We start from the raw sequence: 20,570 nt of genomic DNA, 5'->3' as shown, positions 1-20,570 counted from the left end.
GACGACATGTCAGTCATGTTTGATACCGCAAAATCTCTCCCGAAACTCAATTGGATGACGCTCGCCATTTTAGCGATTTGCGGCGCAGCGCTCGCATTGGGCGGATGCTCCACGACACCGAAGAACAATCCCAACGGCTATCCGCAGGGCGAAACGGCGCAGGCCCCGAAGGAAAGCTATAGCGACAAGGAACTCGCCAGCGCGATTTCCGACCATCTCGGCGTGACGGCGGAGAGCGCGGCTTCTGCGATTGAGGATCTGTTCAAGAAACAGGGCCGCCCCGTCGGCTATATCACAGGCGAAGAGGGCGGCGGCGCGCTGATCTTTGGCGCGAAATACGGTAAGGGCACACTCTGGATGAAGGATGGGCGCACGCAGAAAGTCTATTGGCAGGGGCCAACAGTCGGGATTGATGCGGGCGCGGAAGTCAGCCGTGTGTTCACACTCGTTTATGATCTTGATGATCCGGAGGATATCTATCGTCGCTTCCCGGGTGTGGACGGCTCAGCCTTTTTCATTGCCGGTATGGCGGTACATTATCAACGTGCTAACGGCATTACACTCGCGCCGGTTCGCGCGGGTGCGGGCCTGCGTCTCGGCGCGAATGTCGGCTATTCCAGCTACACGAAAAAACGCGGCATCCTGCCGATTTAAACGGGCTCCAGCCAGCCCTCATATTTGCACAGCCGTCCGAAGAGCGGGGCGCGTAGATCGACGTGAAAGATAAATCGTCCGTCGCGTTCGGTCTCATAGACCTCTCCGCCCGGGCGCAAAAATTTCGGCAAGGGCATACCGAAAGCCGACCAGCCCCGCGTCTCAATCCGCAAATTTCCGCCTTCCTCCAGAATGGCCATGTGAATGGCGAAGGGCCCGAACCGTTCCGTTACGTGTCGCGCCCATCGTCCACGCCCCATCGCATGATGACTGGCCATGCGTTTACCGTCAAAGAGCCGCTCCCAAAACTCGCCTTTTGAATCGGGCGTAATGGTCAGGTCGACGCGGATATCCTTGCCCGCTTTCGGAAAGCGGAAGATTGCGGCGACGATATGGGAGAGTGGATTCTTCCCGCGCGTAATCTCGCAACGCCCCTGAAAGATGCGACCTTCGCCAGTATGGTGTAAGCTTTGAATAGAGGAATGAAGGCGGGCATAACTATCGCCCATGACCTTTTGATAGATAGGCAGATTTGCGCCGTCATATTGCAGCCCGTAGCGAATGGCGAGTGCATCAAATTCCGGTTGAAGGTCGGATAATTGAATGATTTCGTCCCCGCTATAGGCACCTGCCGGAATGATCTCGCCGCGCAGTTTTTTGCGGATGAGCGCAACGACGGGGAGGGTGGGAATATTCGGTCCATCATCGCCCTCTGCCACAATATGCCAACTCGCAGAGTCCGTCGCGTTAGACGCGCGAACAAACAACCCGCCGCGATGGGTGCCAAAGGGAAACAGCCCCCGAACGCGATAAAATAATCCTGCGAAAGGCGTCAGCGGCGGGCAGAGCTTCCAACTCACCAGATGGCTCATCCCGACAAGAATCTTATGAAGCCAAACGGGCCGTGTGCCTGCGCCCGTCCATATATTCTTCAATGTAAAAAAATCCTGCGGCAAGCTCTGCGCATCCGGAGCATCAGCAAGAGAAAACGGCAGACGTGGCAAGGGGATATCGCCGGGCACGCAAACTGTTTCTCGCCGCGTTTCTGTTAAGCCTGCAACGGTTATGGCTTTGCCGTCGCGAAATACGGGGACGGTCTTCCGTCCGGCATAGCTGGCGACGGCACCGACAACATTCCGGCCAAGTTCCGCTTTGGGCGAGGGTGCGACACCGATCGTGACATCTGTCGCGGGGCCAATCCGGGCTTCGATCTCCCGCAAGCCAATCGCGCTCAAAACGGGGCAGGTGGACAGGCCGGAGATGAGGGAAATGCCTGCCTTTTCCGCGTCCATCTCGCGCATCAATATGGCCGCCACAAAGGCTCCGTCATCGGAAATATCGGCATAATCTATACGATGCTCTAAACAATATTCGACAACGGTTTGACGGCCATAGGCTTGGAACGGACCTGACGCATCTACAATCAGATCGGGTGTAAAATCCAGATTCATGACGTTTCTATCTAATCGCAATGGCGTAAAAATGGCCGCACCAGAGAGCAAGGCACAGGCGGCTTTCGCCTTTGCCAAAGACCGCCCGGCCAGAACGATTTCCAATCCCGGTTCATCCGACAGGCGTCGCGCCATGCGCAGACCGAATGTGCCATAGCCGCCGATAATCAGAACCTTCATGCACCCGCCTTTCTGGGCTTACCGTGACATCTTTTCCTATCGCCCCAGACGTAGAAAGCACAGAGACTGTTTTGCAATTCGGTCCTGCAGGAACGCAGGGGTTGGTTGATGCGTTATGACTGTGAATGGAGGAAAAATGGAAAGCGAACAAACATTAAAAGGCAAAGCTATTGCAGGCGCAAAGGCGGCCCGCAAGGCGGATGAGGACATCGGCAAAGAGGCGGTGGACCAAGCCAGTGGGACGCTCAAAAAAGGGAGTACTGTCCAACCCGTCTATAAAACACAGGAAAAAATTGGCGGTAAAAATATACACCGCGACAAAGATGAGATCATCAGCGAGTTTGATGATCCGGCTGGGAATACGGTTTAAATCGTGCCACGAAAATTTAATCCCCGTTTATTCAATTTGTGAAGGCGTGGGTATATAATTTAATCCCTTTTCAACTTTCGGTCATTCCAGCGTAAGCTGGAAGACAGAATTGAACTGAATTTCAATAATTTACGTGAAATTTTGCCATTGACGCTTTGGACCCCAGTCTGCGCTGGGGTGAGACGGAAGATGGGGATTGATATTTAATTCATAAACTTCATCCCCACCTCTCCCTTCCACTCCTATCTTAAACTCATTCCCACCACGGGACGGCCGGACTGCAGACCGGTTCGGTCGCGGCGGGGATGGGTGATGACATCGGGTTTTCCGGTGGTCCGCCAGAGACCTGAACCTCCCTCTGACGACGGGACGAAGCGTGTTCGGCAGGTGGTTAAAAGCAGAGCCGATACATTCCACATGGGCTGTCGAGAGATGGCACGTAACCCGTAAGTTCAACCACTCACCGTAAGTTTAATCCTTAAGCCGCCGACCTAAGACAAAAGCCCATGTGGATGTTTCCCGAAATAATTTAGAAAACGAACAAATCTCTCGCTAATTGTTTGCCGAGCCATGTTATTGCAAGCAAACAACCGCCCGCGACCCATGCAATAAAGACTGCGAGTTCATCGGCGGTTAGTCGGGTATGCCGACCTATCGGCATACCCGACTAACCGTAGGTTATTCCATAAACCTAATGCGCATGGATCACGGGTTAAACTCGGGAACAATTTACGCAGGAGTCGAGATCCAATCTATCCCCGCAAACGCCCGCCGGCCTTCATCACCTTCTCGATAATTTTCCCACTCACCGCCTCAATATCGGCGTCAGTGAGCGTGTCCTGCGTTGGCGAAAGGGTCACGTCGATAGCCAGGCTTTTCTGGCCGTCATCGACGCCTTTTCCGCGATAGACGTCAAACAGAGTCACATCGGAAATTAATTGTTTATCAGCGCCTTTTGCCGCCTTGATAATATTTCCGGCTGGCACAGACTCATCCACGATAAAGGCGAAGTCGCGATGGACCGGCATGAAGTCGGAGAGTGCGAGGGCAGCTTTCGCCTTCGTCGCGGCTTTCTTGCGCGGTGCAGGAATGCTGTCCGGCGCGATTTCAAAGGCGACGACGCGGCCTTCAATCCCCAGTGATTTCAATACGCGGGGATGCAATTCCCCGAAATTGGCGAGGACATTTTTCGGACCCAAGCGCAGGCTGGCCGACCGACCCGGATGCCAATACGAACCGACGGCCTCCATCGTCATCAGATTATCCGTCGCCGCGCCCATGGCTTGGAGCGCCGTAAGGACATCTTCTTTAGCGGTCAGGGCCGTAACCTCAACAGCTCCCGCCCAATCCCGCACACTCTCCACACGCCGCATTCCTGCGAGTTGCAGCGATTGCGCATCGGGCGCTGTGCCTTGGAAAACAGGGCCGAGTTCGAACAGGGCCGCACCGGGATAACCGCGATCCGCGCTGCGCTGTCCGGCGAGCAGCATGTGGATCAACGCCGTCGGCCGCATCCAGTTCAGATCATTTGAAATCGGATTATCCAACGCCAATTCCGGCTGTCCACCGTCAAAGGATTTCGCATGTTCGTCAAGCACGAAGGACCACGTCACCGCCTCAGACAGTCCACGCAGCGCAAGCGCCCGTCGTGCCAAGCGCGTTCGGTTCTGTGTCAATGTTGCCGTCGGTTCGCGACGTCCGGGCAGGGGCGGCAGGCTGACGGCTTCCAGATTGTGGAAACCGTGAATGCGGGCGATTTCTTCGACAAGGTCTGCACCCTCACTCGCGTCACGGCGGAAAGAGGGGACATCGACCCACCAGTGATCGCCTTGTTTTACTGAGAAGCCGAGATCAGTCAGGATCATCAGCATTTGATCGTCATGTAGGTCTAAACTCGTTAGACGGGCGACTTGCGCCGGATCAAATTCGATAGCAGGCGGTGCAGGCGGAATTTCACCCGCAATTTTAATCTTGGATGCCTCACCGCCGCAAATATCCAGAACCATCTGCGTCGCGAGTTCCGCGCCGTCAACCAGACCGCCTGTATCCACACCGCGCTCAAACCGATATTTTGCATCGGAATTTACGCCGAGCCGTTTGGCCGAACGGCGAATGGTGAGCGGGTCGAAATAGGCGGACTCGATGAGGATATTATGCGTATCCTCATCCACACCCGTGCTCTCGCCGCCGACAATTCCGCCGAGGCCGAGAATGCCGGACGCATCGGCGATAACTATATCTGACTCCAACGCACCATATTGATTGTCGTCTAGTGCATCAAACCACTCAGCTGGCCATGGCATTTTTGCTTTTGGCAGCATCAACGATTTATCCCCCTTACGCACGGTGATGGCTCCACTCACCTTATCCAGATCATAGAAATGCAGCGGGCGGGCGCGGTCATAGGTGACGTAATTCGTTATATCGACGAGGGCTGAAATTGGGCGCAAGCCAATCGCTTTCAACTGGTCCTGCAACCATTGCGGGGACGGGCCATTTTTGACGCCGCGAATGACGCGACCCACAAAAGCGGGGCAGCCATCGGTGTCTTCAATCACGATCTCCTGCTCGCAAGGGAACTCGCCTTTGATCTTCTCAATTTCAGGCGTAATTAATTCGCCCAATCCAACAGCGGCGAGGTCGCGGGCAATCGAATTGACGCCCAACCAATCGGGGCGGTTCGGTGTGACTTCAAAATCAATGACGGGATCATTCATCTCCAGCGCATCGACAATCGGCGTGCCGACCGCATGGTCCTTCGGATCCAGTTCCAAGATGCCATCATGGTCTTCGCCAAGTTCCAACTCTTTGGTCGAGCACATCATACCGGAGCTTTCCACACCGCGAATTTTGCGAGGCTTCTTGTCTAGGCTGAAATCCAATCCCGGAATAAACGCGCCCAGCGGCGCATAGGCCACGGCGATGCCCGCCCGCGCATTCGGTGCGCCGCAGACGATCTGTTTCATTCCGTCCACAGTCTCGACTTGGCAGACTTGCAACTTGTCCGCATCGGGATGTTTCTCGGCGGATTTCACATGGGCGATGGTGAAGGTGGAGAGCGACTTGGCGGGGTCGATGATCTCTTCGACTTCCAATCCGGCCAGCGTCATCGCTTCGGCGACCTGCTCAATCGTGGCGTCTGTTTTCAGGTGGCGTTTCAGCCAGGACAGTGTGAATTTCATGATTTAATTTCCCAACCGTTTGGCGGCGGTTTGATCGATATAAGTCTGGAACAGGTCGACGGGCGCGTCTTCGATGCCGCAGGTTTTGACGGGTTCCGGTAATTTGCGGTCGAGATAGCGCACGGTCCAGCAATCCTCGAACACAGAACAATAGCAGACTTCAACGTCCACGCCGTCCATCGGCGGCCCGAATTGTCCGCGCAAATACGCGCCGAGTTCCGATCCCGCTGCGCCCATGCGGTAAGCCCGCGGTGTCACCGTATCGCCCGCGCGTAGGAACCCCGCGGCAGGGGCGGTGATGGGATATCCGGCATTGCTGCGCATCCGTCCGTTCATCACGGCGAGGTCGAATGTGTCGACATCCGTGACGGGCTCGCCATTCTGCAGCGGCGCGACTTTCTGGATATGCGCAATGCCGGCCCCGACATTGTTCAGGCGCACGGCGAACATGGCCTCACTGCGGTCCGCGATATTTTCATAACCAAGATCAATATCGATGATCGGCAGGACGGACGCCTTCTGCGCCTCCAACGCCATCTGCGTTTGCGACCGCGCGACGAGGAGGGACAGGAACGCGACGAGGACAGCGACAACACCCGTCGTCAGGCCAATGTCGATGCGTTTTAGGAGCGCCGCGGCGGGTTTAGTGCTGCCATCGCCTGTAGAACCAGTTGGGATAGTCATCAACTCAACCCAGTCGCCAAATTCGCCTGCACCAGCGGATCGAACCCATAATGGCCCAGCCACCGCGTATCCGCCGCGAACATGTCGCGCAGGTCCGGCATGCCGTATTTCAGCATGGCGAGGCGGTCGACGCCCATGCCGAAGGCGAAGCCCTGATATTCCTCGGGGTCAAGACCGCAGGCGCGAAGGACATTGGGATGCACCATGCCGCAGCCGAGAATCTCCATCCAGCTCTCGCCCTGGCCAATTTTAATCGCCGCGCCGTCGCGTTCATAGCGCACGTCCATCTCGGCGGACGGCTCCGTGAACGGGAAGTGATGCGGGCGGAATTGCACGTCGACATCAGTTTCGAAAAAGGCACTGACGAAATCCATCAGGACACCTTTCAGGTGACCCATATGAATGCCCTTATCAATGACAAGGCCTTCGACCTGATGGAACATTGGTGTGTGGGTTTGGTCGCTATCACAGCGATAGGTGCGTCCCGGCGCGATGATGCGGATGGGCGGTTTTTCTTTGATCATCGTGCGGATTTGAACGGGGGAGGTATGCGTGCGTAGCACTTTCTTTTCACCGTCTTCGTCCGGCACCATGAAGAACGTATCGTGCATGTCGCGGGCGGGATGTCCGGGCGGGAAGTTCAACGCCGTGAAATTGTGAAAGTCATCCTCGATATCCGGACCTTCGGCGACGGAAAATCCCATATCGGAGAAGATCACGGCCATTTCTTCCATGACTTGCTGCACGGGGTGGAGCGTGCCGGACGCCGTGCCGACGGGCAGGGACATGTCCATGGTCTCGCTGGCGAGCGCGGCGTCGAGCGCTTCATTTTCGAGCGTCGCTTTGCGTGTTTCGACAGCCGCGTTCAGGTCGTTTTTTAACCCGTTCAGCGCCGGACCCATGACTTTCTTCTCGTCGGGGCTCATTTTGCCAAGGCCGCGCATCATCAGGCTCACTTCGCCTTTTTTGCCGAGGGCGGCGACGCGAATATCGTCCAGCGCAGCAAGGTCGCTCGCGCCTTCGATTTCGGCAAGAATACGGGTTTTGACGGCGTCTAAATCAGACATGGAGCAGGCTTTCGCGGGTCTAGAGTTTGGAAGGTCTTTTACGCCGCCCAATCGTCTCGTCAACAGGCCCTATCTCTAACGCGACCCTGCAAGTTTGCGTTTCCGGCGGGGCGATTTTTCGAAAGTCGTCTTATCTGTTGGGACTTTTGCATCCGGATCAATTTCCGGCTCGATAATTACCTCACGTTTTTGGTAGAGGCCGGGGCCGTCCAGCACGCGGTCAAAGCCGTAATTCATCTGCGCCAAATTCTCGCCTTCACCGAGGATAAGATAGCCATGTTCCCGCACCAATCCCGACAGACCCCGCAAAACTCTTACACGGGCCGGGGCGGAATAATGGGGCAGGCTGCCGCAGAACATCACGGCATGGAAATCCTCCAGCGTGTCGAGTTTCGACAGGAGGTGAATATCGCGAAATTCCACGGCCTCGCGGATTTCGGATTTCACAACCCAATCCGCGCCGTCCGGGTCAAAAAAATCAACCAGGTCCTGAATCGGTAATCCGCGTTGCACATCGAAATGGGTATAACGTCCGGCGCGGGCGCGTTCCAACGCTTGGCTGGGATAATCCACACCGACAATATCGACTTTTAATCCGTCCAATTCGTCGCGCATTTTCGCGACCGTCATGGCCATGCCGTAAGTTTCCTGCCCACTGGCGCAGCCGAAAGACAGTAGCCTGATCCGTCCACCGCCGCGTTTGTGATGCAGGTCAGGCAAGACATGTTTACGTAGGTTATGGAAGGCCGTTCGGTCTTTGAAAAAATGCGTATCGCGTTCCGTCAGGGCGGAAACGATCTGCACGGCGAGGCGCGTTTTCCCCGTTTTGAACAACTCGTCGACCATGGCCTCCAAGGAAACATAACCCTCTTCCCGCGCCAATCGCGCGAGACGGGTTTCGACCAGAAAAGCATGGTTCGTGCCGAGGTTCACCCCCGCCAGTTCCAGCGTCAGGCGTTTTAAGGCCTCGTAATAGGAGGCGTCGAGTGTCAGCGCTCCGGCCAAGTCTTAGACCAATCCCGCCAAGGCAAATTTGCTCTCGATAATATCGGAGTCGAACGGCTTCATGATGTACTCATTCGCGCCGGCGGAAAGCGCGTCGACGATATGATTGATGTCGCGCTCGGATGTGCAGAACACGACGGTCGGCTTGTCGCCATTGGGCAATTTGCGCAGAGCTTTCAGGAAAGCAAACCCGTCCATAACGGGCATTTTCCAATCCAAAAGGACGGCATCCGGCAATTCAATCCGGCACTTATCCAGCGCTTCCTCTCCGTTTTCCGCGTCCTCGGTCTCGAATCCAAGGTCTTTCACAATCCGTCCGGCGACGCGGCGGATCATACGGCTGTCATCGACGATGAGACAGGTTTTCATGACGCATTATTCATTGTGGTTTGTGTATCCATCAGCGCGGCAAGTTGCGCGCGCAGGCCCTGTTCCGTTTCCGGCGTGATAAGCGGCTTGGACGGCGGCGTTACAGCGTTCGGGTCAATTGCAACACGCAGGGCCGTTGTACCGGCCATAATGTGTAATTGCTCGCCCGCATAATTGACATCAATATGTCCAACGCGTCCCTCGGGCAGGGCTTGGCGAATGATCTGCGACAGGGCCGCGCCGAGGCGAGATTGCAAATCCGCAGAGAGGTCTTCGGAAATCTGTGCATCCGCCATATCATAGGACAGGCTGATCGTGCGGTTAGCCGTGCGGGCGACGGAGAGCGCATCGGCCACAACATCCCGCATCATCATGTCGAGCGCGATTTGCGGTCCGGCCAAACGGGGGGAAGGCGCGGGAATGTCAAAGACATCCGCGACGGGTTCGATCTCAATCTCTGATCTTTCAAGGACGGAGGGAAAGGCGACGATGGACGAGTCGTCCGCTTCAGTTGCGGGTGCATCACCCATTGGTTGCACGTCTTCAATCGTCACAGGTGCACGCATGAGGCGGGAGAGCATATCCGCATCCGCCGCTTGCGCCTTCGGTAAGAGGGAATCCAGAGTCGCGCGAGCAGATTCCCATTTATCAGAGGCCGTTTGCGGCAGGTTCAAACCCTCTGGCGCCTCAACAAGCTCCGAGAGGCCGCGCGCGTAATTCGTGACCAACATGCCCAGCGCATGGACGCGGCGTTTCAAAATTTCGTCGCTTTCATGGTGCAGGGCTGACAGCACATCCTGCGCCGACATATAGACATGACGGGCCCGCAAGCGCTTTGCGCCGCGTTGGATCGTGGTCATCATCGCCGTCACGACGGAGGCGGCCTCGGGCGCACGGGCATCGTCCATCCCGGCCAGAAGCTCCAGCCCCTCGGCGGCGGTGCGCGTAAATTGCCGCGCAAATGTCAGGTCATCACCCATAATCACTCAGTCTCGAATCTATGCTTGCCCACATGGTCTGTCCCGAACTTGACGGGAAAGGGTTAAGACGGGGTCAAGCGCGGATGAAAAAAGCGTCATTTGCCACAAAATTTTATGGCGGCGTTCTCCGCGTGATATCTGTTGAAACATGACATTTGCTAAAAGCGCATATTGCGTATTTCATCCGCCTGATGGATTGCTATGTAGATGGCATGATTTCTGACCTCGCCAATGACCCGCTTGCTGCCGACTTGTCTGCTGATGTCTGTATTATCGGGGCAGGTGTCGCCGGACAGACGCTTGCCATGCGTTTGGCGAAGTCTAATCGCAAAATTCTGCTGGTTGAGAGCGGGGGGCGTGATTTCGATGCGCAGACGCAAAAACTCTCCGGCGGTGAAAATATCGGCGAGGATTATTATGATCTGGAGACGACCCGTCTGCGCCTGTTTGGTGGGACGGCAGCGATCTGGGGCGGGCGCTGTGCGGAACTGGACCCGATAGATTTCGAGCAACGCGATTACCTTCCCCATAGTGGATGGCCGATCACCAAGGCCGATCTCGATCCTTATTATGAAAAAGCCTATGCCGCGTTGGGCTTGGAACGGGCAGGGGAGAACCGTCTTTGGCCAACAGTCGGGCGGGAGAAGCCGGAATTTGACGCTTCGAAACTGGACACTGATCTCTGGTGTTTTGACGAAAATGGCGAACGATTTACGAATGTCTCGCGCGGGCATTTGGACCGTGTGGAGATCCTGCTCAATGCGACACTGACAGAACTGGATGTGGCAAAGGATGGAGAGGTTCGAACGGCCACGCTCCAGAGTTTAAATGGAAACAAAGTCACGGTTGCTGCCAAGACATTCGTCCTCGCGGCGGGGGCGATTGAAACCATCCGCCTCCTCATGGCCGCTGTGCCGAACCGTCCGGAAGGTCTGGGAAATGAGACGGATCAACTGGGTCGTTTCTTCATGGAGCACCCTCATGCGCGAGGCGGAGAAATTAAGCCGAAAAATCTGGGACAATCGCTGATGGTTCTACCACGGGCCTTGCGCGTGAAGGGCAAACGTTATGCGGCATATTTGCGTCCGGCGGAGAGCTTCCAACGCGAGGCGGGCATTCTCAACACATCGCTCAGTCTCGCCCCGCGTCGGCATGAGGGCGATAAGCCGGACCTCATGCGAGCGGCCAAGGGCAAGTTGAAACACGATCTGCCAAGTACGAAATTCTGGCGCTCGACCTATAAACGATTGAAGACTTTGACCATCAAATTGCGGGAAATGACCGACCCGTGGCCCTCTGTTTTCGCGATGAAAAAGTCGCGCGGGAAGCTCGGGCTTTATGCCGTTATACGTGCGGAGCAAGCGCCCAATCCAGACAGCCGGATTACGCTGTCAGAAGACAAAGACGCCCTGGGCCTGCCGCTGGCCAAGCTCGATTGGCAATATTCCGAGATTGATAAACGCAGTGTGCGGGTCCTGATGGAAACTTTGCGTGACGAGTATGGTCGTCTGGGTTGGGGCGAGGTTGAACTGGCCCCGTGGCTGACTGATCCAACATTAGACTGGAAAAATGACCCGCTGATTTCGTCCCATCCGATTGGCGGATATCACCATATGGGGGGCACGCGGATGAGCGCGACTCCCGCGACGGGCGTCGTCAATGCCGATTGCCGTCTTCACGCAAGCCCGAACCTTTACATCGCCAGTAGTAGCGTCTTCCCGACAGGCGGTTGGGCCAATCCGACCGTCACGATTATGGCGCTTGCCGAACGGCTAGGCGATCACATTGACGGGACCTTGTGACGTTTCATCGTTAGGGTCGCCCAGATCGTGACGATGATGATTTCGAACGCGGCCCCCGCTAACGCCGCCCACCCGGCCGCGTAAATTCCGGCTGTTGAGACGAGCGTGAAGAAGGCAAAGAGATAGGCAATAATCGCCCCGCCACGAATCCAAGCTGCGCGACCGGGGCGCATGAGGACATAAAAGACGGTGTAAAATGGCACGGCCGCCCCGGTCAGGGCTGCTGAGAGGAGCAAGAACACCGCTAAACCTGAAGCTTTTTCAAAGCCTGCGCCAAAGGCCAGCCGGATAATCGGTTCGCCAAAGACCAGAACAATAAGAGTCAGAAGAAGGCTGATCCCGCCAATCACAAGAGTCGCCTTGAGGGCAACGTTTTGCAGGGCGCGGATGCGACCTTCCGCGACGAGGCGGCTGAGTTCGGGATAGAGCACTTGGTCAAAGAGTTTTGTCCCCTTGCTGAGGATTTTGGCGAATTCTTCTGCGATACGGAAAATTGCAAAGAGGGCCGGGCCGAAGACGGCCGTGACCAGCAAGCTAGGGAAATGTGTACGAAAGGCGTTAAGGGTTGAGTCGATGTTCGTCTTTACGACAAAGGGCCAAAGACCCCTATCTGTTTCGATCAAAACATTCCGCGCCTTCCAGACGGGGCGGAGGAGGCGGCGCTTATAGAGCTCTCTGATGGCTAGAAGCGGCAGCGCGATATAACTCAGCGCTGATGCCGCAAACCAAACACAGAGAAACCCCGCTACACCCCAACCCATCCACCACGCCAGGCACGCGCCGGAAAAGCGCAGAACCGGCATGATCAGTGTCCGCAGGGCGAGGACACCAAATTTATCAAACAGCCGAAAAATCCCCGTCCCCGCATGGGTCTGCCGCAGTAGTAGGACGAGGCAGTAAAGCGTCACGTAATTCTGCAAGGTCGCGAGGGGGAGACCGTCCGCTTCCGGCCCGAATCCGGGAAAGCGGGCGGAGAGTGCGACGACGACACTGAACAATCCGACCGCCGACCCATAAGCCAAAATGGCGGCCAAGGCGTCCAGCGTGAAGCCAAAGCGAAACAAACGTCCCAATAGTCTCGCGTCTTTATTCGACAGGTGATCTGCGCCGAACCGGACAATGGCCTGCCAGCTTTTAAAGGTCGCGATATCCGCAAAGAACAACATATAGGCGTGGACGAAAAGAACTGTCCCGAAGGCGGCCAAATCGTCCAAGGCCCGCGCTGTGATAATAAGTGTGACGATGCCGAGCACGGATGAGATCGCCCGTGCGCCGCCCATTAATCCGGAATTGGCGAGGATACGTCCCGTCATTCCACGCGAGGATCCTGTCGAAAAATCGATGTCCTGTGCTGGAATAGGTGAGTTCATCTGCGCAGCCTAATTGTTCAGACTGACGGCGTCACCTGTTTCGGAACTCAGGCCGCGGGCGCGGTAAAGCGCGCGGCGAAGGTCACTTTTGTCTCATCCGCGCTGGCCTCCACGGTACCGTTCGCTTCGCGGGTCAGCATGGAGGTATAGAAGGGTTGGATGGACCGTCCGTCAAAACCGTCCTCCGGCGCTTTACCAGATAGAGCGCGATCGACCGCTGCATCGAGGCGGACTTTCGGGCCTTCGCTGACGAGTTTGAACTCGGCCGCTTCCGGTGTGCCGCGACGAGTAATCGTGACCGTACCACCACGCGGGGCGGCCTGAACCGCCAGCATGACGAGGTTAAGCAGGATGCGCGTGCGGTCTTTCTCCACGCCGTCTGTCGCCAAGTCCCAGACGAGGTCGGGCTTCGCATCCGCGTACATGGCGTTGGACAGGTCAATGATTTCGCTGGCCGCAATCACACCCGGCGCGGACCCGCCCGCGCCAAAGGCCAATCGCAGGAATTTTAACTTCGCCGCCGCCTGACGGGAAGACGTCCGAACGAGGCTCATCGCGTCCTCATGCATATCCGTGTTGGACGGATCATCCAAAATCTCAATCGCTGTCCCCAGCGCCCCAACAGGCGAAATCAAATCATGACAAATCCGCGCGCAGAGCAGGGCGGAGAGCGAGGTCGGCGTAAGTTTGGAAATTGAGGCTGACATAGCGGGCGTCCTGCGAGATTGATTCGGGTTGGAGCCAATTGTGAATCAGATGGGCGAGGGGCGCAAAGGGAAAAGTACGCCCTTCAATTCTAAGAGTTTAGACAAACGCATTTACAGTTAGCATTTTATTAAATCGCCATTTGAGATAAAATAAACCCAAAGGCGGGACTAGGAAACTTAAGAAAAGGGCTAAGGAGGATGATGGAGTTCTTTTACAGGCGGATTCCAAACGTTGAAAAGACTTTGTCGAAATGAGCGCAGATATAAAAAGGCCGATTGAAAGAAAGCCAAAGACCGGCAAAATTATAAGAAGAATATTGTCGGCGGGAAGTTTCGCGGCGAATATAATGCTTATAAAAATTACTCCCATGCAGGTTCCAGATATTGCGCTTCCAATTGTTTCGAGCCTTGTGGATAAGTTAAAAGTCTCTAAATGCTTTCGCGGAACGTCTATCCAGAGGAAGACAGGAACGAGAGCGAGAAACGTCAGCACTAAAATAATTTGTCCGTCAAATAACAGATATGGATAAATTGCGAGTATTATTGATCCGAGAGCCACGAGACCCCAGCTGATCCAAGTGATGACATTCAATATCATTCAATACGAATGGGGTATTTCACTAAAAATTTTGTAAATATCTATTGAATTATAAATTTTGAATAGACCGTTTTACCCGGTGCTGGATTTTTACATTCATATCTCTAGCAATCTTAATGTGTTTATTTTCTGTCCTCTGAAATTGACTGGATACGACACCCAACAAAAAACCCTGCCTGTTTCCAAGCGGGGCTGAATATTAGTTTATCTTTGCGCGGAGATTACTTCTTCTTCCAGCGGCCCGAGGCGTCCTTGATATAGGTTCCGGGTGCGGCTTTTGCGAGTTGTTTTTCGCCTGTGAGCTGCGCAAAGACGGCCGTCTGGACATTGCCTTGCGAGGCGGCCTCTGTATAGGCGGATTTTCGTCTGATATTAATATCGGCCATTGCGGTACGGACGTCAGCCGATGGGTTTTGGCCGTCGACAATGCCGAGATAGCCGTCAATTTGTTCGCCAATTTCACCGCGGGCAATGGCAGCATCAACTGTCGCTTTGGAGCTGGATTGAGCATGGGCGATATCTGTGCCGAGTGTTGTCGATAGCAGTGTCCCGCCGGCCAGAAGACCGAGCGCGGCGACAGCGCCGAAAATGAGTTTCAATTTGGCCATAACAGCCTCCTCAGATGGTGTTGGACCTAGAATAGGTCCGGATTGTTCGAAATCAGATCTTCCACATCCTTGTCCAAACGGACGCGGATTTCCTGATTAATATTCACGGTCAACTCGATGCGGATCGGCTCTTTCGAGGGCACAATCTGCACTTTGGGCTGACAGGCGGCCGAGAGGGTCAGGGCCGCGACTGCGCAGAGCAGAGTTTTCGTTTTCATGGCACGTCCTATCAAGTTCCGCCTGAATGTCGCATTAATAGGTCGATCAGACAATACTCATCTCTTCGTGATGTGCCATTTGCCGTTCCGGACCGTATACAAATGTAAATATTGAAAAATGGAGCGTTCTATGACCGTCTTATCCCGCATCTTGACGAAACCCCTTATCGTGGCTGCAGCCGTTGCCATGCCCCTGACGGCCTGCGGGCAGTCCTCCGACACCGGTGAAAGCCTCGCGGCGAAAGCCAAAATGGAAACCATGGTTGATGTGCCCGAAACAACGATCACCTCTGGCACTTATGCCAATGACCCCACCCATACGAGCATGGCTGTCTCACTCATCCATCTCGGTTTTGCGCCTTATGCCGTGCAGTTTGCAGATGTGGACGCGACCCTGGATTTGGATCTTGAAAATCCTGCAGATTCCACTGTGTCGTTTGATCTGGCCGCAGACAGTGTCTTCACCAGCTATCGCGGGGATTACAAAGCGACCCATAAAAACAGCAAACATGACACGTGGGAAGAGGCCGTGGCCAAAGACTTCCTCGGCGCGGAAACGCAACCCACCATCACGTTCCGCAGCACACGGTTTGATTATGAGGGCGGGATGACCGGTACGGTCTACGGAAACCTCGCTATGAACGGCATTACAAAGCCTGCGCAATTCGACATTGAGATCACGGGCGAGGGCCTGCACCCGTTCAATCAGAAAGAAGGCGTCGGTATTGTTGCAAAAGGCACAGTGACTCGCGCGGATTACGATATCGCGCAAAGCATGAATAATTTCCTCAGCGATGAGGTGACCATCAACTTCTCTGCTGATTTCCTGAAAGCTGCGGAATAGGTTCCTTTTCAGCCTGAGTTAAAAACTCCCGTCTTTTCAGGCGGGAGGTCTTCACCTCGCCCGCGCCTTGCGATAGGGCAGTCCCGCTAATCGTCTTTTGGAGGGACCGACCGTGGCTGAACTTTTAACATTGGAAGCGGCATTTACGCTGCTTATGCTCGTGCTGTTGCAGGCCGTTCTAGGCTTTGACAATCTGCTCTACATTGCGATTGAATCGAACAAGGTCGGCAATGAATCGGATGCCAAGAAAGTCCGCAAATGGGGTATTGGTATTGCGGTGGCTCTGAGGATTGTCCTGCTTTTCCTCATCGTCAAACTTTTTGCGCTTCTCGCAGAACCGCTTTTCGGCATTCACCTGAAGGGGTTTATCTACGGTGACTTCACCGCGCAGGCCCTGATTACACTCGTGGGCGGTGGGTTCATCATCTATACCGCGATTAAAGAAATTCATCACCTCCTCCAAGTCGATCATATCGAACACTCTGAGGGCGGCGGTACGCGCACGGTCATGGGCGCGATCACACTTATCGTGTTGATGAACCTCGTTTTCTCCGTGGATTCCATTCTCTCTGCGATGGCAATTGCGAGTGTTGATGCGGCCAATATCGTGGACAGTGCGGGCGCGACCATTGCGCAGTTTAAAGGTACAATTGTCGACTGTAAGAGCAGCCTGATTAATAATCCTGTTGCGGGTGCCGTGGGTTGTGAACCGACAAAAACCTATCAGGTGCCGCTCATGGTGATCGCGATTCTCCTCTCAGGTCTGGCGATGATTCTGCTCGCGGACCGCGTGACGGAATTCCTGAAAAAGAACCGGATGTATCAGGTTTTGGGTCTGTTCATTCTCTTCCTCGTAGGTGTGCTGCTCGTCACTGAAGGCGCGCATTTGGCGCATCTGGAACTGTTCGGGTTCAAGATTGATGCGATGAGTAAGTCGAGCTTCTACCTCGTGGTCGGTGTCCTGGTCGTAACTGACATCATCTCCAACCGGTATCAGAAGCGTCTCTGGGCGCAGAAACAGGCGGAGATTTTAGGCACAACGGAAACAGCGGGCCAAGACGCGGTGGATGCGTTTAAGGGCAAAAAGCCGGGCGCGCACTAACCCTCGCGCGTCGCGATCCAATCAATCAACCTGGCCCGGTCGGGCAGGGTGATTTCTCCGTAACCGAGCGTGACCAACCGGTCGCGCTCGAGACGTTTTAGGGCTTGGGAGAGTGTCGTGCGTGACATGCCCAAAGTCACGGCAAGGTCCGACTGACGGCACCGGAACACCGTTTCTTCGCCCGCGGAGGTCACCAGAATGACGAGCGTTTTCGCCACGCGTTCCAAGACGGGCAGGGAGCGCATGGCCTCTACCAATTCCAATAAAATATGCGTTCGCACTAAATTCGTCCGCAGCAAAGCTTCCGTCATTTCCGGCCATGTCTCGCACAAGCGCAGGAACCGTGCGCCCGGTAATTGCCAGACTTCCGTCTCGCCCATCGCAATGACGTCATGGGTGCGGGGCAGATTCGCGAATAGCGTGAATTCTCCGAATGTCTGACCCCGACCCAACAGGGATGTGATGACAAAAGTACCATCCGTTCGGATGACGCCAATCCGGACAGTGCCAGACCGAACAATAGACAGGCCGGGTTTCTCGTCCCCGCGATTGTGGATCATCGCGCCATCCGCATAGCGCATGGAAATTGCAGCGGATTTAACAGCGTCCACAGCCTCCGCCGAAATCGACATCAGGAAAGGTTTTGAAATATCAGATAATCGTTCAAGCATGACATAAATTGTAAGAAATTGAACAATCTTGTCCAGCGTTCTGTTTTAAACGACGTGTCAAATACCCGGGGAGGGACTGCCACCGTGAAACCGGAAATTATCGTTGTCTTGGCAATTTTTGTCTTTTTTATTGGGATGGAGATCCTCTTTACGAGATTCTTCAAAAAAGACGGCCAAGTCAAAGGTGACGGGACTGTTGAAGTGATCGGCACATTAATGCTGACCCTGATCACACAACCGCTCGTGGTCGGGGCCGGTTTCGCGGTGGCAGCATTTTTAGCGCCCGAGCAAGTGGATGTGCTGAAAAGCTGGCCTGTTCTGGCCGTGCTCGCGCTCTTCCTCGTCTTTGATGATATGACGCAATATTGGTGGCACCGATATACGCACCGCACGCCGTGGCTCTATAATTTGCACCGCCCGCACCATCAGGCGGAATATCTCTCCATCCGTATCGTCTACCGGAATAATATCTTTTATTATTTTCTGATGCCGGGTCTCTGGTTCACGGGCGCGCTGATTTTCCTTGGCGGCGGTTGGGTCTATGCCGGATATATCGTGGTCAAGATGACAGTGATTTACGGCGCCCACTCCGACGTTCGCTGGGATGCGCCGCTCTATAAGATCAAATGGCTCTCACCGCTCATGTGGGTCGTGGAACGCACGATCTCCACACCTGCCACACATAGCGCCCATCACGGCAAACATGCAGAGGACGGCGTGACCCATTATAAGGGCAATTACGGAAATCTATTATTCTTCTGGGACGTGTTATTCGGCACCGCAAAAATCACACGGCGTTATCCGCAAGAAATGGGCGTCGAAAACCTGCCCGAAACAAGCGCGGGCGAGCAATTGTTGTGGCCGATTATTCGAGTCAGAAAAAAAGCCTCTCCCAATGTTTCAAGGGCTGTATAAAGCGCTTCGCTCGCGAGAAATCAGTTTTACCGGATGAGCCGTACCTCATTCATTTGATCCGTTGCACTCTCAAAGGCGCGCTTGAGCGATTGCGCATTCGTGGCAGTGAAGCTCAAAGTTGGAGTCGAGGCACAGGAACGCAATAATTGGCTATTTGCCGGATTGCCCCCATTGGAAAATGAAACGGTTGCAATATTAATATCATCCGCCTTGATGGAATCGCATAATTTTTGGGTTAAAGCATTTGCCACTGCATGATCTCTGCCTTCATGGCTGGAACCGGACTGCGATTGCGTGTTCTCACCATCCGTCATTAATATAAGTAATTTGTCGCGTTTTTTTGGACCTTTGATTTCAAATGGCAGGTCTGGGTCAAGAACGCGCCAACCCCATTGAAGTCCACTTGGAATATACGTGCCCCCACTGGCCGTAAGACTTGAGATAGTCTGCCGCGCGCCAGCCAAGGAACTTGAGAGTTGAGTCATAGGTTGTCCACATGTTCGGTTATAAACGAGCGGAAACTTCTGCCCGCTTAACTTTGCTTGAACATTGTACGGGCCGGGTCGTGACCCGACACATCCGAACCAATTTTCATTCAGTCGAGCCGGTCTGCATTCCTCAATTAATGATCCCGAACTCTCTGTTGGATCAGAACTGAATGTGCAAAACCCGCCGGACGTGGATGCGAAAACATCACTCCATGTGGACGTTGTGCCATTGCTGGTCGTTGTCGTGGTCGTGCAGGGACCGGTTGGACCTGTCGAACTTGAACTAATACTCGTGGACGTCCCGCTAGGACCCGATGTGACTGTTGTAATCGTAGTTGTTCCGCCGCAGACTTCTGTTGTCGTTGTGACGGTGGTTGTGCCTTGGGGTTGGGTGGTCGGAACGGGACAAGAACTTGAGGATATATTGTCCATAGAGCAGTTCACATCGGAACCCAGCCCGGACGATACCGGAAGGTCTAACCAAGATGTATCCGCATGATTTACACCGACATTAACATAGTTTGAAAAAGGGATGACCGCGATCCTGACATCTTTGTTGTCAGCCTCTAAATCTGAAATATATTGGGTCGCCGCCGTTGTTAGACCTGCGAGATTAGTACCTGCCATGGAACCTGTTCTGTCCAAAACTAAAGCGATGTCCAAAGGTGCGGAACTTTGTAAATAACCCGCCGTGTCTACATCCGCATAGACGGTTGGGTTTCCAAAAAGCTTCATAAAATAGGTTGGTTTCTCCAACCGCGCATTTAATGCTAGCATATTTTTATTTTCGATTTTTAGGTCAAATTTTCTTAACGCCTCTTCCTCTTTATATTGAAAATTTTCTTCAAAGACATTTTCTGCGACAACTCTTAGGTCTTTGAGTTCTGTCTCACCGGATGAGACTGCAGCTAGTAAAGCCGCGTCTGATGCGTTTTGTAGAGCTGAATGCCGTTTCTCCAAATCTGTGTAATCAACGGCGGCCCCAATCGCAGCAAGGATTGCCATTAGAGAGACGGCGAATATCATAGCAACGTTACCGTTAGTATTTCGACGAAACTCAGAAATAGAAAGCATTGAAATACCACACATTTTTTAGGATATACTTTTACCCTACTGATAACAGTCGACCACAAATATGAAATTCGGCCTAAACCTCTTATTTAATGGGTGGTAAATGCGCCATAATTCTTTGAATTGAGATATTAGCGAAATCAAGCTACGCAAATGGCGCGTGTGTCATTAACTCGTCAACTTTACGGAGTCGTTTTTATCTTTCTCAAGGATAGTACTTATTTTGCCATCATC

The 20,570-nt window shown here is 54.2% G+C and carries 19 protein-coding genes; 6 read left to right on the top strand and 13 right to left on the bottom strand.

What is annotated here, in order from left to right; genetic code table 11:
* Window positions 1–15: 15 nt before the first annotated feature.
* On the top strand, window positions 16–654 hold the full coding sequence (locus ACP9M6_RS00665) for a DUF1134 domain-containing protein (protein WP_427452530.1): 639 nt from the start codon (window positions 16–18) through the stop codon (window positions 652–654).
* On the opposite strand, the gene ACP9M6_RS00660 is transcribed toward ACP9M6_RS00665, so the two are convergent.
* Window positions 651–2,285 carry a DUF4166 domain-containing protein gene (locus tag ACP9M6_RS00660; protein ID WP_427452528.1) on the bottom strand — a complete coding sequence of 545 codons (1,635 nt, stop codon included), beginning with the start codon at window positions 2,283–2,285 and terminating at the stop codon, window positions 651–653. The genes ACP9M6_RS00665 and ACP9M6_RS00660 overlap by 4 nt on opposite strands.
* 136 nt (window positions 2,286–2,421) lie before the next feature.
* On the opposite strand from ACP9M6_RS00660, the gene ACP9M6_RS00655 reads away from it, so the two are divergent.
* Window positions 2,422–2,655: a hypothetical protein gene (locus ACP9M6_RS00655; protein WP_427452527.1), complete on the top strand. Its 234-nt coding sequence runs from the start codon at window positions 2,422–2,424 to the stop codon at window positions 2,653–2,655.
* A gap of 752 nt (window positions 2,656–3,407) precedes the next feature.
* On the opposite strand, the gene pheT is transcribed toward ACP9M6_RS00655, so the two are convergent.
* From pheT to ACP9M6_RS00625, 6 genes are all read right to left on the bottom strand, one after another.
* Entirely contained in the window at window positions 3,408–5,837 is a 2,430-nt protein-coding gene (gene pheT / locus ACP9M6_RS00650) for a phenylalanine--tRNA ligase subunit beta (RefSeq protein WP_427452526.1), read from the bottom strand.
* A 3-nt stretch (window positions 5,838–5,840) separates the two neighbouring features.
* On the bottom strand, window positions 5,841–6,521 hold the full coding sequence (locus tag ACP9M6_RS00645) for a hypothetical protein (protein WP_427452525.1): 681 nt from the start codon (window positions 6,519–6,521) through the stop codon (window positions 5,841–5,843).
* Complete coding sequence (pheS, locus tag ACP9M6_RS00640) at window positions 6,521–7,588, bottom strand: phenylalanine--tRNA ligase subunit alpha (protein WP_427452524.1); 1,068 nt, start codon at window positions 7,586–7,588, stop codon at window positions 6,521–6,523. Before pheS ends, ACP9M6_RS00645 begins: the two co-directional genes overlap by 1 nt.
* 75 nt (window positions 7,589–7,663) lie before the next feature.
* Window positions 7,664–8,593, bottom strand: a complete 930-nt coding sequence (locus tag ACP9M6_RS00635; protein ID WP_427452523.1) for a CheR family methyltransferase — start codon at window positions 8,591–8,593, stop codon at window positions 7,664–7,666.
* A gap of 3 nt (window positions 8,594–8,596) precedes the next feature.
* Window positions 8,597–8,962 carry a response regulator gene (locus ACP9M6_RS00630; protein ID WP_427452522.1) on the bottom strand — a complete coding sequence of 122 codons (366 nt, stop codon included), beginning with the start codon at window positions 8,960–8,962 and terminating at the stop codon, window positions 8,597–8,599.
* Window positions 8,959–9,942, bottom strand: a complete 984-nt coding sequence (locus ACP9M6_RS00625) for a hypothetical protein (RefSeq protein WP_427452521.1) — start codon at window positions 9,940–9,942, stop codon at window positions 8,959–8,961. The genes ACP9M6_RS00630 and ACP9M6_RS00625 overlap by 4 nt, the downstream gene beginning before the upstream one ends.
* 155 nt (window positions 9,943–10,097) lie before the next feature.
* On the opposite strand from ACP9M6_RS00625, the gene ACP9M6_RS00620 reads away from it, so the two are divergent.
* Window positions 10,098–11,744, top strand: a complete 1,647-nt coding sequence (locus ACP9M6_RS00620) for an FAD-dependent oxidoreductase (RefSeq protein ID WP_427452520.1) — start codon at window positions 10,098–10,100, stop codon at window positions 11,742–11,744.
* Here ACP9M6_RS00620 and ACP9M6_RS00615 read toward each other — a convergent pair.
* The 4 genes from ACP9M6_RS00615 to ACP9M6_RS00600 form a co-directional block, all read right to left on the bottom strand.
* Complete coding sequence (locus ACP9M6_RS00615; RefSeq protein ID WP_427452518.1) at window positions 11,723–13,114, bottom strand: lipopolysaccharide biosynthesis protein; 1,392 nt, start codon at window positions 13,112–13,114, stop codon at window positions 11,723–11,725. The genes ACP9M6_RS00620 and ACP9M6_RS00615 overlap by 22 nt on opposite strands.
* A gap of 47 nt (window positions 13,115–13,161) precedes the next feature.
* Complete coding sequence (gene chpT, locus ACP9M6_RS00610; RefSeq protein WP_427452517.1) at window positions 13,162–13,821, bottom strand: histidine phosphotransferase ChpT; 660 nt, start codon at window positions 13,819–13,821, stop codon at window positions 13,162–13,164.
* Between the two features lie 819 nt (window positions 13,822–14,640).
* A complete protein-coding gene (locus tag ACP9M6_RS00605) occupies window positions 14,641–15,027 on the bottom strand; it encodes a YdbL family protein (protein ID WP_427452516.1) in 387 nt (128 codons plus the stop codon).
* Window positions 15,028–15,053: 26 nt separating this feature from the next.
* Window positions 15,054–15,245, bottom strand: a complete 192-nt coding sequence (locus ACP9M6_RS00600) for a YnbE family lipoprotein (protein ID WP_427452515.1) — start codon at window positions 15,243–15,245, stop codon at window positions 15,054–15,056.
* A gap of 130 nt (window positions 15,246–15,375) precedes the next feature.
* Between ACP9M6_RS00600 and ACP9M6_RS00595 the strand changes: the two genes are divergently transcribed.
* Both ACP9M6_RS00595 and ACP9M6_RS00590 read left to right on the top strand, forming a co-directional pair.
* The gene (locus ACP9M6_RS00595; protein WP_427452514.1) at window positions 15,376–16,089 is read left to right on the top strand and encodes a YceI family protein; all 714 of its coding nucleotides are present in this window, start codon (window positions 15,376–15,378) and stop codon (window positions 16,087–16,089) included.
* 154 nt (window positions 16,090–16,243) lie between these two features.
* Entirely contained in the window at window positions 16,244–17,191 is a 948-nt protein-coding gene (locus ACP9M6_RS00590) for a TerC family protein (RefSeq protein WP_427454800.1), read from the top strand.
* Here the strand turns inward: ACP9M6_RS00590 and ACP9M6_RS00585 are convergent.
* A complete protein-coding gene (locus tag ACP9M6_RS00585; RefSeq protein ID WP_427452513.1) occupies window positions 17,188–17,862 on the bottom strand; it encodes a Crp/Fnr family transcriptional regulator in 675 nt (224 codons plus the stop codon). The two genes, ACP9M6_RS00590 and ACP9M6_RS00585, sit on opposite strands and share 4 nt — an antisense overlap.
* Before the next feature lie 84 nt (window positions 17,863–17,946).
* On the opposite strand from ACP9M6_RS00585, the gene ACP9M6_RS00580 reads away from it, so the two are divergent.
* Window positions 17,947–18,777: a sterol desaturase family protein gene (locus ACP9M6_RS00580; protein ID WP_427452512.1), complete on the top strand. Its 831-nt coding sequence runs from the start codon at window positions 17,947–17,949 to the stop codon at window positions 18,775–18,777.
* 26 nt (window positions 18,778–18,803) lie between these two features.
* Here ACP9M6_RS00580 and ACP9M6_RS00575 read toward each other — a convergent pair whose 3' ends face one another.
* Window positions 18,804–20,270: a hypothetical protein gene (locus tag ACP9M6_RS00575; protein WP_427452511.1), complete on the bottom strand. Its 1,467-nt coding sequence runs from the start codon at window positions 20,268–20,270 to the stop codon at window positions 18,804–18,806.
* Between the last annotated feature and the right edge of the window lie 300 nt (window positions 20,271–20,570).

This window comes from Litorimonas sp. WD9-15 (assembly GCF_050271975.1).
Lineage (GTDB): Bacteria > Pseudomonadota > Alphaproteobacteria > Caulobacterales > Maricaulaceae > Litorimonas.
This window is presented reverse-complemented; position numbering and strand designations above follow the sequence as displayed.